This is a genomic window from Cuneatibacter sp. NSJ-177 (assembly GCF_022867805.1).
Classification (GTDB): domain Bacteria; phylum Bacillota; class Clostridia; order Lachnospirales; family Lachnospiraceae; genus Pseudolachnospira.
Map to the genome: position 1 here is coordinate 111,922 of NZ_JALIFO010000014.1, position 14,494 is coordinate 126,415.

Sequence of the window (14,494 nt, forward strand, 5' to 3'; positions counted from 1 at the left end):
AAAGTACACGATTATTTCAGCATAACTGTCGCATTTCGACACGAATATTAGGAAATCGTCCTTTGTGGCTAAGCACCAACAAGACAACCAACAAGTCACCCCACAAGTAAAACAACCAGTACGTACAAAAATGTTGATATACTAAACCAAATACCCAAAACCAAAAGTATATTATAGCAACAGGAACTAGGTAATATGAAAATTCAGAGCATTATTTGAAATAATTCCTAATTTTCTTTATTTATGTATCATATTCTGAATTCAATATCGCAAATCCTGCACTTTCCCAAGTATCCATGCTGCCGCCATTGGCAATCCCACCGGGCTTACCAGAAAAGCGATCACCCAGAGAATCAGTCCATTTTTCGGTGAACCAGTCACAAGTACCGCAAAGTCCGATTCCGGCGGGGCTTATTAGAGTACCTCTACTCAGGAAACTGTCATTCATGATTCTTTCAAAAATCGACGGATTGGCACTTTGGATAGATATATTTATTTTTTAATTACAGTTTGCGGAAACTCAAGTTATATGTGGTAAAAAAGAACACTCCGCTATGGAGGCACACCCCGCGCAAAGGAAAATGGCTTCTAACGCAACCGCGCTCCGGCGCGAGTGTGCGCAAAGCGCACACTTTGTTCTGAAACCCCCAAAAATAGAAATCCTAAAGCTCTGATCGGATAAACATCATATAATTTTGCTGTTTACCAGTCGCTTTAACTCCTGAGTCAAAACTGAAACGTCAATGGGCTTCGCAATATATCCATTCATTCCCGCTGCGAAAGCCTGCCGTCTATCCTCCTCAAAAAAAGCGTTGGCCGTCATGGCAAGGATAGGTACATCGGCCGCATCGGGCCGATCCAGCCCGCGAATAGCCTGCGTGGCTACCAGTCCGTCCATGACCGGCATACGGTTATCCATCAGTACCGCCAGGAAATGATTCGCCGGCGCCGCGGCGAAAAGATCCACCGCCTAAGGGAAGCCTATGTCCGTGTTGAAAATGAGAGTATCGCCGCCCCGGATCATGTAGTCAACGAACTGATTTTAAAAGGCACAAACCGCTCTTTTGGCGCACTGGTAACAGACGCAAAAAAGGCCGATTACAGTTTTACCTTATTGGAAGCTACCTATCTGGAACGCACCGGACTTCGCTTTGAACCAGCCGACTATGTTTCCTTTGGACTGGCTGATAAGGACGGATTCCTGACCAATACTGGAAAGCTGCTGGCTGTCCAACACATTGTTTATAATTCAAGAGTGTTTTGCACACGCTGGAACGGTCTTGAAAAAGGCTCTATTTTTGATGATGCCTTAAACGATAAAGAGTTTGAAGGCAATCTTATTTATCTGCTGCAAAATGGCAGTGATTTTGTGCGCAACAACTCCAAAGTCCGCTTCGTAAAAGAGGCCCGCTATCGGGTAGACAAGCCGGATTACAGCGACCGTGCCGTAACCGAAGCCCTGGTCAATGCCCTGATCCATCGTGACTACATCGTCCTGGGCAGCGAAATACAATGATGACCGTCTGGAAATCCAGTCTTCCGGTGGAATGTTTGAGGGAAAACCGATTCAGGAATGTGACATCAGTGCAGTAAGCTCCGTGCGCCGCAACCCGGTAATTGCCGATCTGTTCCACCGTATGAAGTACATGGAACGCCGGGGAAGCGGACTGAAAAAGATTCTCAGTGAAACTGCAAAGCTACCAGGTTACACAGAACAATTAAAACTGGAGTTTTTCTCTACGCCGTCGGATTTCCGGGCTGTTCTGAAAAACGTGAATTACAACTTGCGCTCTGACACAGCGCAAGATAGAGGGCAAGTTACAGCGCAAGATGGACGCATGAAAAAGTTGGTTGAATTTTGTTCCGAACCAAGGACAAGAAATGAAATGCAAGCCTACCTTGCTATTTCCAGCAGAGAACATTTTCGCAAAAAGATCTTAAAGCCACTATTAGAATCAGGTCAGCTTAAAATAACCATTCCCGATAAGCCAAACAGTAAAAATCAAAAATACGTGAAAGCGTAAAACAGAAGCACGAGGGCATCATTCGCTCCCGTGCTTCTGTTTTTTTGCATATCCCTTACCCACAAATCCCGTCCTGAATCCAATACCGCAAGTCCTGCACCTTTCCCAGCACCCAGGCCGCCGCCATCGGCAGTCCCACCGGACTTACCAGGAAAGCAATCCCCCAGAGAATCAGTCCGTTTTTCGGGGAGTAGGTCACAAGCACTGCCAGCCCCAGCAGGGCAATCACGGTACTGACAATACCAAAAATAAAAGCAGAACAGTACAGCAGGCTGCTACAAATCCATACGAACATGGCCAGCGCCACAATGACCGGCGCAGCTGCAATTTTTAACAACAATCTCATACGTTTTTCTCCTTCCGGCGTTTCTCCAGATAGGGCTGGCAGAGGGATAACACCACTTTTTCATCTTCCTCTGTCAGCTCCCGCCGTCCTCTGGTTCGCTTGATTCCTTCATGGATTTTAAAGTCCTCTAACAGCGCATCAAACAGGCTTTCCGGGGTCAGGTAGAGGGAAGTGTCATCGCAGTATGGCGCTTGCCCCGCCCACTGCAGGCGGATATAGCCACGCCTGCTTTGCAGCACCTCAATCTCCAGATCTTCTTCCAGATACGCTCCAAAAATCTCAAACACCTTTTCAAATGTTAGCATATATCTCTTTCCCTCCTTGGGATACGTTTCGTTCTGCCGCCATTATGCCAGTGACAGCGTAAAAAGGCAAGGATACGGCGGCATAAAATCTATCTCTCTTTCAACCGCTGGAGGGATTCTATCCTCCATTCGTTTGGATATGACCCTTTAAAATGCTCTCGTTGCGGCAAGACTATGCTCTTTTTAGAACTCTACTTTAACCACAAGCCCGTTCCTTTGCATGAATTATACGAAAAGGCTATGCGGAAATACCGCTGTCGTTCCCCTGCTTCTATTTCTTCGCTTCTACAGTCCTCGTTCTCATGATACAATCAATCTATCTAAACTTGAATGGAGGCGGTTACGATCAAACGTATTACAGAAACTGAACTTGCAAAGGAACTCCGGGAACAATATATAAAAAATCCTCCAGAAGGAATGACTTCGGATGAAGTCCGTGACATGGATGATGACGATTTTGGTGAAGAAGGTTTCTATATTTTCTAAAATCAAAACCGTCTGGTTTCTATGCCCACTTTTTTAGCGGGTTATTTTCATCCCTTTCATCCAAAACGAGCACTTTCCTATAAAGGGACAAAAAAACCGCCTGCCTAAGCAAACGGTTCTTATCAAAAATAATTTATTTTAAATACAGAAAAACTTATCTGTTGTACTTAACTCAAGAATTTTAGCTTTTTCTATATATTCTTGATTAATCTTATCTATACGCTCTCGTAGAATTGGAATAATATATTGGCCATCAATTTTTTCACAGATTTCAAAGATAGTCTTTAACTGATTGATATGAGTATTTTCCATTTTATCATGAATAACAAACTGCGGTGCCTTTATTCCCAATTCTATGCTGTATTGCATATATGCTAAGTCGAAAGCAACAATAACTGCTTTTTTCTTACCAGTTCCCACATTGCCACCAAGCGATGCAATACTTACTGGAAATTTCTTTTCCTCCTTCCACTCTTCATTGTAAGCTAATAAATATTTTTCACCGTACAATTTTTCACAGTACTCAGAGAAAACTTGATTGAACTTTTTAATTTTATCATTTATCCCATCATTACTCATTTGCTTCTCAATCTCTGTCAATTCATCGTTGAGCTTTAACTTTATTTTCTCCTGCTCTTCTAACAAAGCAATCGATTTTTGTAGTTCTCCTTTTTTCAATGCTAAATCTTCAATCTTTTGATTTAGCATATTTAGTTCATCTAGTAATCCCTCGTCCAAGACTTCTATTGTAATCTTCTCTTTTTCATCTAATATTTCCTGCAATTGTTTTGAATATTGGGCATTCAAAGTTTCTTTACTTTTCAACTGTTCCTCAATAAAATCTATTCTATTTTGAATCATAGCATTATGAAAATGCACAACATCTTCAAATTGCTTTTGCAACTCCGGCATATAAGATTTTGCTTCTTCATATATAAGCCGTAATGTCTCTAAATCTATATCTTTTTTTTCTTGCGCTAATTTATCTATGCTCTTCTTAATAGTATTTATTTCAAACTCTGTGATTTCCATTCTTTCTTGCAACTCATTTATCTGTAAAGTTAATTGTCTCTTTACATCTAATTCATTGCGATACATATCCATATAAGACAATTCTTGTCTTTTGTTGTTTAAATCCGTCAAGTCCGAATCAATCAATTCCATAGATTGTCGTAGAACATTTAAAGAACCAATACTTTTGCTTTTTTCGAAAGTTTGTATGGATTTCTGACATCCAGAAAGTTGTTCCCTTATTTCACTCTTTTTACTCAATAATATTTTGCTGTAAATTTGGAATAAAAAGCAATAAATAGTATCATAATTATCATTACTTACCATTGAAGGTAAAAACTTTATCATACCGTCTTCAGAAGTGTTTGAAATCCTAACAAACTTCGGAATTAACTGTCTAAACGTAGGACAAGGTTCTTCAAGTCCAAATATTATTTTTTTCAGCTCTGTCCAAAATTCATTTTCTGTATAAGGTATATCAGCAATATATTTTTTCCCATTTCTAAATAAATCTCGCTTTATTGAATATGTCTCTTTCTCATCTATTAAAACCAATTCAGCTTGAACTTTATATGTCTTCAAGAACTCCCGTACTTCAACATTTTCACTTTTTGTATCTGAATCATAATAAAGCTCTCGTACACTTTTAGCTCCCAAACACAAATCAATAATCTTTATAGCCGTAGATTTTCCTACACTATTTCCACTCTCTAAAACCTCTTCCGATGTATTATCTACAATTAAATTTAATCCCTTTTCATTAAAGGTAATTTCTCGGATAGTTTCTTCGGAAGGTTTCGTTTTACGCACTATTAACTTTTTTATTCGCATAATACACCTTCCCTTCATCTAGCTTTATCAATGACAATAAAAATAACCAATCTAAAGTATAATACAAAAAATCAATATGTATATTTTCGTCTATTTCTAATTTTACCTTAGCCAAAAGTTCATCTATTCCTATGACTAAATCTTTATTTAAAATCTTCAATATAATTCCACCCAAATAGTACAAAGACAACTCTGGTGCTCTCTCAACATTTATAATCATTTCGGCTTCTCCAAAATTTTACACTCCATAAAACAATAACAAGTAAAGCAGGCTATTCCCAACTCTAAATCCTCAGCGCAAGCACTGCCAAATTCATCAGAATTTTTCACTGTATCATAAATCCTATCCTTAACCATATCTATTATTCTATCTGAGTAAAGTCTGATCAAATCCATTTCGTCTTTACCCGAATCTTGGTTCTCAGAAAAAATTTGACCTTTTGCCTCTAAATACCATAAATGAATACACCTCAATATTTTTGCTTTCCCGCGCACGTTAGAATCATCATATATATTCAAAAAATTATCACAGTACATATAATATGTAACATATTCTTTAATAATATATTTATATCGGATTACATTATTGTATGTTATCTTTTCATCCGGTTTATATTCTTCTAGACTGTATAATGCACCAGATATATCTGCATCTAAGCATGCCACACCTAATGATTGCACTACTTTGGAAATTAATGATGGAATCTTAATTGTCTCTTTCATAGAGATTTGAATTACCCCATTATTGTCAGCAACAAGCACACCACTATTATTTCCACTGTTTTCAATCTGAATATCCTTACTTTTCATTTCGAATATCTCCAGAGTTTATGCCACTCATTATACCGGAATTTGTTCCTTTATTACTGATTTGAACACTGCCACTATTCTGAATGTTCCTACTTTTTTCTTCCCGTATCTGCTTCAAAATATCTTTAGCTTCATTTTTAGCTCTTATTGCCAACACTGTTGAAATAACTGTAGCTACAGTCCCTATTAACGTCAAAATTAAATTCCAATCCATTTTATTTCCTCCTTTGCATGTTTCCATTCTATCATCATATTTTCAAGTCGTCTATACACTACATTCAATTTTCAAGTAACTAATGTATCTCTTTACGAATGGCGGTCACCTGTCCACCTAGTCCACCTGGTGTTATTCCGTCCATGCAGTCCATATAGTCCACAAAATATTATGTAAATAGCACTAAACAACATCAATCAGTAGTGGCTGAAAATTCGTTTCATAGAATAACTGACGAAATACTCCACCGCATTCTCCGGGAAGAATTCCTTAAACTCGCCGTAGAGCTGAGCGGCCAGGGTCTTGTTATGGGCCAGCACTAAGGTCGGTTTTTGCAACTGCTGAATGACGTTGGCCATGGTAAACGTCTTGCCGGAGCCGGTGACGCCCAGCAAAGTTTCAAATCGGTTGCCTTCCCGAAAACCTTGGACAAGGGCGTCGATCGCCTGGGGCTGATCGCCGGTGGGCTGGTATTCGGAATGCAGTTTGAAACCAGCATCGCTTTTCATGCCAGTTTCATGAGCAAGCAGCGGAGCGGCTTGCGAATGTCCTTGATTTTCCATATCGTCTTTTTCCCTCCTTGGTGACCTGGTAAAAGTCACTAACCCCGGTTATGTGAAACACCATAACACCAGATCATGCCTGGCGAAAATAGTCTTCCTAAAGTTCACGAAACGATACAAAGACTGCTTCGCAGTCCTTTGCATCACTCGGAACATACTGTTCCTCGCCTACTTGTCAGGTGAAAGCAAATGCTCCCTACGGTCGCGCTTGCTTTCCTGCTGACAAGTCAAATTATAACATGGACAGATCGAAATGTATAGCCGTAATGCGGAACATTTGTTCTTTTTTCTTGTGGCAATATTTTTCCAATTTAATGTACCTTTTATGGTAGATTTCGATGTTCTATAATAATCAGAAAATGTTGGAAGTATGTTCCAGCACACCTCCAACATTCCGCATTAAATAAACTTCCGCCGGTTTCCCGTTTTCTCTTTCCTATCTCTCTCACTCCCCGCAGGCCAGGCGGATCGCATGGACCAGCTCTTTTAAGTCAAACGGCTTCGACACATACCCGTTCATGCCGGAGTCCATTGCTTCCCCGGCGTCCTGCTGGAAGGCATTGGCCGACAGGCCTATGATGGGAATTGTCTTGGCCTGGGCGTGACCACAGGATCGAATTTTCCGGCAGGCCTCCAGACCGTTCATCACCGGCATCTGGATGTCCATCAAAACGACCTGGTACGCTCCGGGAGTGGATTGGGCGAATTGCTCCAAAGCTTCTTTCCCGTCCCAGACAGGATCCACCTTGGCCCCCTTGATCGCCAAGAGAGACGTTGCAATTTCCGAATTGATCGCATTGTCCTCCGCCAAGAGAATCCGGTATCCGTCCAGACGTTCTTCGGACTGGATTCTTGCGGACGGGGCAATCTCCGGAACGTTGCTGTCCGTGACGGGAAGCCGGAGGCCGACCTGGAAACAGGTTCCCTCCCCTTCTTTGCTTTGAACGGAAATCTGGCCGCCCATCAGTTGGATCAGATTATGACTGATAGCAAGTCCCAGCCCAGTCCCTCCATATTTGTGGGAGATGGAAGAATCCGCCTGCTCAAAGGGCTCAAATATCTTTTTCAGGAACTCTTCCGTCATGCCGATTCCCGTATCCCTGACCTCAATGGTCAAACGGCAGAAATCGTCTTCCTGCCGTTCCTGACGGAGAGCCACCAGGATCTCCCCGCCTTCCGGCGTAAATTTCAACGCGTTGGAAATCAGATTTACCACGATCTGAGTCAGGCGCAGTTCATCGCCGACAACGGCCGGCGCCGTGATGTTGCCGGTTGTCACGGAAAAACTCAGCCCGGCATCCGCCGCCTTCTGAGTAAACATCGTGCTCAGCCGTTCCGCAAAGGAACGAAGATCAAACGCCGTGTGATAAAGCTCGATTTTCCCATTTTCAATGCGGGACATATCCAGGATGTCATTGATCAAGGAAAGCAGATAATCCGAAGACAACTGAATCTTGCCAAGGCATTCTTCCAGCTTTTCTGTATTATTAATAGATTCTTTTGCAATCTGTGTCATCCCGATAATACCGTTCATCGGCGTGCGGATTTCATGGGACATTTGGGACAGAAACCGGCTCTTCTCCCGGCTTGCGCGCTCGGCAATCACCAGTTCTTGGTACACCTTTTTCTGACGGCTCTGATAGATGCCGAATAAAACGGCAACCAGCACAAAGACTCCGTTGAGCAGCGAAATCCAGCGGGTACTGCTTAGCACCTTCTTCTCCGAATAGGCTTCGGCAGCGGAAACCGCCTGATTCGTCAAGGAAAAATAGGATTCACTCAGCTCATAAAGCGTTCTGGTATCCGCCCCTCCCCGGACCTGGTAGATTTCCTCCTTGATCCGAGTCCAGGATTTTTCCATCTCGGACAGATCACTTTGAAATTCCGGAGAGCGAAGTACGGTCAGCTGATATTCTCCTCCCCCTGCGCTTAACCCAGTCAGAATCCCGTCCAACGTTCCGATCAGTTCATCGTTTTCCGCAGCATTCATCTCTTGTTTGATCAACCGCTGGGTAGCGCCGCGGACAATCCCGGCATAGTTGATCGTCCGGGCATCCCCTTGCAGCCGCTGAATCGAGAGCAGAGACGCCATGCTGAGCAGAACGAAAGCGGCCAGCAGAAGCCCTGGAATGAAGCGGTGGAAAAGACTTTCCACCGGTTTGAAATTTTCAGCAATGCCCTGTTTCTTCCCATTCCCCTTACTCATGCTGCCTACCTCCCGGCCCCGCCCTATCTTGCCGATTTCTGCTTTTCCTGTCCTTCGCCGCAGGCCTCCTTATACTGCGTCACATCATGACAGCATAGGAGGCAGGCGTCCTGGCTTCCCCAGCGAATAAAGGAAGCATCCGCAATGGACCAGACCTTTAGAATCGGGTTGTAAACTTCCAGGGTTTGATTAATACACGTTCGAATGTTTTTCGCAGGGCACGGATCACACGGCTTGTCCTGGTTAAAAAACGCTTTGTAGCAGCGCATCCCCATCTGTACATCGGGCACGCTCTGATACGTTTTCGCATTGATATAATAAAGTTCATAGGAATCCGGATCAATCACATAAATCCAGGAGTTTTGATGATCCATCATCATACGCATATTTTCCGCCGTCTGAAGCGCCCGGTCCTGGGCCCGCTGTTTCATCAGGAAAGTGGAAATCAGTTCGGAAATGAAGGTAAGCGCATCGATCTGGTTCTGAGTCCAAAGACGCGTCATGGTACAATCGTCAAAACCCACGTACCCAACAAAACGGCCGCCGTCCCGAACCGCGCACTGCAACATGGAACGAATTCCCTGCGGAGCTAAAACCGCAACCTGCTTCTGCGGAAGATACGAAATATCCGGGCAGTAAAAAATCCCGTTTTCATTGAAATTGTCCTGGTAATTCCCTCCCAGCTCCTCATAGGAAATGTTTTGCAGGGTGTCGATCTCCGGCTTTACGCCCTCGTTGCACCACTCAAAGGTGTTGCTGCAATGGGCGCCGTCCTTGGAATCTTCAAAAATATAGGCCCGGCTGACATTGAATTTCCGGCCGACCAGCTCCAGGATCGAGTTTACAGCCTGCTTGACATCCCCGGACTCATAGAGCTTTTGGAATGCCTGCGACACGATACCATCCGAGTCAAAATTATTGCTGTCGTCCGACTCAATACGGGTACTGGCCGCCAGTGCATACGGCGCATCTCTGCCAAACGGATTTTCCATGTTCTCGCCGTCATAAAACAGATAGCGCGATTTTCCGCTCAGCTTTGCATGATACAAGGCCTGGTCGCAGTGGCTGAAAAGATCCTGAAAGTCTGCGCAGCTGCCGGGCCAGAAAGCTACGCCGATGCTGCAAGACAGCGGACAGCTCTCCATGCCTCCCGTGATTTCTTTTTGAAACGCTTCGAGCACCTCAGCCAGCTTCTCCCGGACCGCCTGCTCTCCCCTCACATGGCGCATGAATACCAGGAATTCGTCCCCGCCGATCCGGGCCACAATATCCTCCACCTGAAACAGCCGTTTCAGCCTGGATGCGATTTCCGCCAGCACTGCGTCGCCGAACATATGGCCAAAAGAATCATTCACCAGTTTAAAATTATCCATATCAAGAATGAACATGGCAGCCAATTCCTGCTCATCCCACTGGCTCAGAAGAAGCCGGATCTTCCGGAATGCCGCGCTCTTATTATAGAGGGACGTCAGGGAATCCTTCTCGGCACGGTCCAGCAGTTCTTGTGCACGCCGCTTCTCACTGTCAATATTGAGAATCACGCCGACTGCCTTGATCGGCTTGCCGGAGTAGTGATCGAACTGGGTGGTCGCGCGGACCCGGCACCAGAGATACTGTCCGTCCGCTTTGGCGATACGCAGTTCCGCCTCCCCGTATGGTTTGCTTTTTTTCACCTTCTCCATCAGCGCTAAAAGCTGCGGGAGGTCTTCCGGCAAAATCCGGGAAGCAGTGAGAAGCCGGCTGCTGACGCTGTCGCTGACCGGCTCATAACCAAAGATCTTATGCCAATTCGAAGAATAATGAATATGGTCCGTCGGGATATCCCACTCAAAAATAATATCATTGGTCTGATCCATAATCACCTGATGGCGCTCCAACGTCAGACGCAGTTCATCCTGCGCCTGCTTCCGGTTCGTGATATCGATCAGCACGCTACAAAGATACTCCTGTCCATCCGTGCCCGCAGCCAGCTGGCATTGATCCAGAATCCAAACCTGCCGACCATCTTTCGCCACACCCCTGTATTCCAGCTCAAACTGTTCTCTGGACAAGAGTTTGTTCCTTATAGAATGGATCACCATTTCCCGGTCTTCCGGGTGGACCAGAGGAAGATAGTGGTTTTCAAAACACTGTTCCAGCTCCCGGCGGCTGTAGCCGAACAGATGAAAGAACCCCTCGTTGACATCCACGAGGGTTAATTGACGGTCATTGAGGCATTGGCAGATTCCGACCTTCAGATTTTGGACGCTTTGAATATCACGGGGCTTCGTCTCCACTTTTACCGCCGTGTCCTCCTGATCCTGCCGCCAGACGAGAAGCACACGGTGCTGCCGGAGATCCTGAAGGTCCACACGCAAAACCGTATTTTCATACCATATATACTCCCCGGAATCCCGGTTGTAAATACGATACCGCCAGGTCCGCTTCAGCTCTCCGCTCATGAGGAATTGTCCGGGAAACTTCTCCAAGGTGCCGTAAGCTTCCGGGCGATCCTCCGGGTGTACGGCAATCTCGATAAACGTACGCATAGATTCTTCGAAATTGCCGCCGGTGCGCAGCAGTTGAAAATCATCATTTTTTTGGTAGACCAGATGATAGACCCCGCTGTCCGGGTCGACTTCCATCACGGTAGAACCCACGTAGCGCAGCATCGCAAAATATTTCATCTGTCCCAGCTCCAGGGTTCCCACGCTTTCCATCGGCCGGTCCGGCAGCAACGCTACTTCTAACCTCCCGTCCGCCTTCGGGGAATGTCCATCGGCGTATTTCTTTGTCAAATCCTGAAACTGATCCCGAACGTTTTTCAGACATTCCAATAATTTGGGCGAGAACGCGCCGCATTCCCCGTTCAGAATCATGCTGAATGCCTTTTCCGGCGGAAATGCCTTTTTATAAACCCGATCCGTCGTCAAAGCATCATAGGCGTCGGCGATACCGGCCGCCTGGGCGCAGATGGGAATCATATCTCCCTTCCGGCCGTCCGGGTATCCCCTCCCATCCCAGCGTTCATGATGAAACCGGCAGATATTGTAGGCATACCCCAGGTATTCTTTATCGTCCATGCGGTCCAAACCCGCTAAAATTTCACAGCCCTTTACGGTATGGGTCTTCATGATATTGAATTCTTCCCTGGTCAGCGGTCCCGGTTTGTTGAGGATCGCATCCGGAATTGAAATCTTCCCGATATCATGGAGAGAGGCGGCGCTGGCAATGACCCCGACGGAATGCTCGGTCAGCCCGTACTCCGGATAGCACCGCATCACATCTTCCAGGAGAACTTTCGTGAACATCCGGATTCGGAGAACATGCTGACCGGTTTCCGCGCTTCGGTGTTCAATCACGGAGGAGAGGGTATCCATCAAAATCTCTTTGGACTCGCGGAGACGGACCGCCTGTTCCTCCACCATCTCTTCCAAGTGCAGGCGGTGACGGTTCAGCTCCACCGTGTTCTGCACTCTCCTTCTGACCACATGGGGCTCAAAAGGCTTTCCAATGATATCGGAGGCCCCCATATCAAAAACTCGCATCTCGCTCTCGGCGGAATTTTCCGACGTAATCACGATGACGGGCACATCCGTTCGTCCGCTCTTTGCGATCTCAGACAGCACTTCATACCCGTCTTTCACCGGCATGACCAGGTCAAGGAGTATGGCGGCCAGAGTATCGTGGTATTGTTCCAGCAGCATCAACGCCTGTTCCCCGTTTTCCGCCTCCAAAAGATTGTATTCCTGTTCAAAAAGCGATCGGAGAATCACACGATTGATCTCCATATCATCGACAATCAGAATCGTATTTCGATTCATATTGATCCCCCTTTGCTCTTTCCTCCCGTTATCATAACAAATTCGATAATATATGGCAAGAACCAAGTCATTTTCTTTTGATTCTTTCCAAAAAAGAGGCGCGGCACAGTGAAAACAAAGTCAAATTTAAACATTGACAAAAAGTTTTGGAAGTATTATAGTAAAAATGAGAAGAGTTCCGGAAGAACTTGACTATAAAAACAGAATGAGCTTATATAGACCCATAATAAGGTTGGGCGTCTCTACCAGCTACCGTAAATAGCTGTGCTATAAGTTCCCGAAAGGAAGGTAGGGAATTTATTGCGCAGCTTTGGCGGTAGTTTTTCTGTTTTTCAGCCAAATCGACCGCTTTTCTCATATGATGTATGGAGAGGAACTTATATAGGCCCATAATCGGTTGGGCGTTTCTACCAGTTGCCGGAACAACTGCGCTATAAGTTTCCCGTTGCAGGGAGACTCTGCGCAGCCTTGCCCGCCTGTTTACTTTAGCAGGATGCGCTGTCTCAGGAATCATTGTTATGGAAAGGAGAATGCCATGGTTGATTCGACTTTTATCCTGAAAGGCGACATCTGTTACTGTCAGGATTCCCGCACACTGCGGACCATTCCGAACGGCTATCTCGTCTGTGAGGCCGGCCGCTCACAAGGTGCGTTTGAAACGCTCCCCGACTCGTATGCGTCGCTGCCTATCCTCGATTACAGCGGCCGTCTGATCCTTCCGGGGCTTGTCGATCTGCATGTCCACGCCCCCCAGTACGCGTTCCGCGGACTGGGAATGGATTTGGAGCTGCTGGATTGGCTGAATACCCATACCTTCCCGGAGGAAGCCAGATACCAGGACCCGGACTACGCGAAAGGGGCCTATGCACGGTTTGTGAGCGACGTGCGTCAAGGCCCCAACACCAGAGCCTGCGTCTTTGCCACGATCCACGAGGAGGCCACCGTTCTTCTGATGGAGTTTTTGGAGAAATCAGGGCTCGTGGCTATGGTAGGAAAAGTAAATATGGACCGCAACAGTTCCGCAGATCTCCAGGAGGAGAGCGCAGAAGCTTCGGCTTTGGCCACGTTACATTGGCTGGACCGGATCGAGGGCCGTTTTTCCCGCGTCACCCCGATTCTGACGCCTCGCTTTATTCCGTCTTGCACCGACGAGTTGTTAGATCAGCTGCACGCCATCCAGCAGAAGAGGAAACTCCCTGTCCAGTCCCATCTGTCGGAGAACCAAGGCGAGGTGGAATGGGTCAGAGAGCTTTGCCCGGATGTATCCTGCTATGGCGGCGCTTACGACGCCTTTGGGCTGTTCGGCGGGAAAGACTGCCCGACGGTGATGGCTCACTGCGTGCTCTGTGATGAGACGGAAATCGCTCTGATGAAGGCGCGGCAGGTCTATGTCGCTCACTGCCCCGCCTCCAACACCAATTTATCTTCCGGCATCGCGCCGGTCCGCCGGTATCTGGATGAAGGGATTCCGGCCGGTCTGGGCAGCGATGTAGCGGGAGGCACCCACTGCTCCATCTTTCGGGCCATGGCGGATGCCATCAAGGTCTCCAAGCTGCGCTGGCGGCTGGTGGACCAGTCTCTTTCCCCTCTTTCCGCAGCGGAAGCTTTTTATCTGGGCACCGCCGGGGGAGGCTCATTTTTCGGAAAGGTGGGCTCTTTTGCCAAAGGATATGAATGCGATATCCTGGTAGTCGACGACAGCCGGTACGGCTCTTTCGGAAATTTTTCCGTCGAGGACCGTCTGGAACGCACCATTTATCTGTCGGAAGATTCCGATATCGTCCACAAATTTGTCCGCGGCATGAAACTGTTTTAAATCAAGTTCTCCTGGAAACAACCGCATCAGCTACCACTCATTTTCGGCCGGCCCTTGGTAACCGGCCGCCGGAACCTAC

Annotated in this window: 10 protein-coding genes, 4 pseudogenes and 2 riboswitches; of the genes and pseudogenes, 3 read left to right on the forward strand and 11 right to left on the reverse strand. The window is 46.3% G+C overall.

What is annotated here, in order from left to right; translation table 11 throughout:
* Window positions 1-261: 261 nt before the first annotated feature.
* Window positions 262-390, reverse strand: a pseudogene (locus tag MUB23_RS17300) (CD1845 family protein); the annotation flags it as partial.
* A 295-nt stretch (window positions 391-685) separates the two neighbouring features.
* Window positions 686-919: a response regulator gene (locus MUB23_RS17305; RefSeq protein WP_244802001.1), complete on the reverse strand. Its 234-nt coding sequence runs from the start codon at window positions 917-919 to the stop codon at window positions 686-688.
* Window positions 920-973: 54 nt separating this feature from the next.
* On the opposite strand from MUB23_RS17305, the pseudogene MUB23_RS20080 reads away from it, so the two are divergent.
* Window positions 974-2,024 (forward strand): annotated as a pseudogene (locus MUB23_RS20080) (ATP-binding protein); the annotation flags it as partial.
* A gap of 55 nt (window positions 2,025-2,079) precedes the next feature.
* On the opposite strand, the gene MUB23_RS17315 reads toward MUB23_RS20080, so the two are convergent.
* The gene (locus MUB23_RS17315) at window positions 2,080-2,370 is read right to left on the reverse strand and encodes a CD1845 family protein (RefSeq protein ID WP_244802002.1); all 291 of its coding nucleotides are present in this window, start codon (window positions 2,368-2,370) and stop codon (window positions 2,080-2,082) included.
* Window positions 2,367-2,675 (reverse strand): hypothetical protein, encoded by a 309-nt coding sequence (locus MUB23_RS17320; protein ID WP_244802003.1) that lies wholly within the window; start codon window positions 2,673-2,675, stop codon window positions 2,367-2,369. Before MUB23_RS17320 ends, MUB23_RS17315 begins: the two co-directional genes overlap by 4 nt.
* Before the next feature lie 78 nt (window positions 2,676-2,753).
* On the opposite strand from MUB23_RS17320, the pseudogene MUB23_RS20170 reads away from it, so the two are divergent.
* A pseudogene (locus MUB23_RS20170) lies at window positions 2,754-2,981 on the forward strand (IS91 family transposase); the annotation flags it as partial.
* Window positions 2,982-3,299: 318 nt separating this feature from the next.
* Here MUB23_RS20170 and MUB23_RS17325 read toward each other — a convergent pair.
* The 7 genes and pseudogenes from MUB23_RS17325 to MUB23_RS17355 all read right to left on the reverse strand — a co-directional run bounded on the left by MUB23_RS17325 (window position 3,300) and on the right by MUB23_RS17355 (window position 12,599).
* A complete protein-coding gene (locus MUB23_RS17325; protein WP_244802004.1) occupies window positions 3,300-5,003 on the reverse strand; it encodes a DUF2326 domain-containing protein in 1,704 nt (567 codons plus the stop codon).
* Window positions 4,975-5,223 (reverse strand): ABC-three component system middle component 6, encoded by a 249-nt coding sequence (locus MUB23_RS17330; protein ID WP_244802005.1) that lies wholly within the window; start codon window positions 5,221-5,223, stop codon window positions 4,975-4,977. Before MUB23_RS17330 ends, MUB23_RS17325 begins: the two co-directional genes overlap by 29 nt.
* Window positions 5,220-5,813: a hypothetical protein gene (locus tag MUB23_RS17335; protein WP_244802006.1), complete on the reverse strand. Its 594-nt coding sequence runs from the start codon at window positions 5,811-5,813 to the stop codon at window positions 5,220-5,222. Before MUB23_RS17335 ends, MUB23_RS17330 begins: the two co-directional genes overlap by 4 nt.
* Window positions 5,803-6,027 (reverse strand): hypothetical protein, encoded by a 225-nt coding sequence (locus MUB23_RS17340; protein WP_244802007.1) that lies wholly within the window; start codon window positions 6,025-6,027, stop codon window positions 5,803-5,805. The genes MUB23_RS17335 and MUB23_RS17340 overlap by 11 nt, the downstream gene beginning before the upstream one ends.
* Before the next feature lie 227 nt (window positions 6,028-6,254).
* Window positions 6,255-6,536 (reverse strand): annotated as a pseudogene (locus tag MUB23_RS17345) (DEAD/DEAH box helicase family protein); the annotation flags it as partial.
* 499 nt (window positions 6,537-7,035) lie between these two features.
* Complete coding sequence (locus MUB23_RS17350; protein WP_244802008.1) at window positions 7,036-8,796, reverse strand: ATP-binding protein; 1,761 nt, start codon at window positions 8,794-8,796, stop codon at window positions 7,036-7,038.
* A gap of 23 nt (window positions 8,797-8,819) precedes the next feature.
* Window positions 8,820-12,599: a diguanylate cyclase domain-containing protein gene (locus MUB23_RS17355; RefSeq protein WP_244802009.1), complete on the reverse strand. Its 3,780-nt coding sequence runs from the start codon at window positions 12,597-12,599 to the stop codon at window positions 8,820-8,822.
* A 191-nt stretch (window positions 12,600-12,790) separates the two neighbouring features.
* Window positions 12,791-12,889, forward strand: a riboswitch (purine riboswitch).
* A gap of 67 nt (window positions 12,890-12,956) precedes the next feature.
* A riboswitch (purine riboswitch) is annotated at window positions 12,957-13,053 on the forward strand.
* A gap of 81 nt (window positions 13,054-13,134) precedes the next feature.
* Here MUB23_RS17355 and MUB23_RS17360 point away from each other — a divergent pair.
* Entirely contained in the window at window positions 13,135-14,415 is a 1,281-nt protein-coding gene (locus tag MUB23_RS17360) for an amidohydrolase family protein (RefSeq protein ID WP_244802010.1), read from the forward strand.
* Window positions 14,416-14,494: the final 79 nt, after the last annotated feature.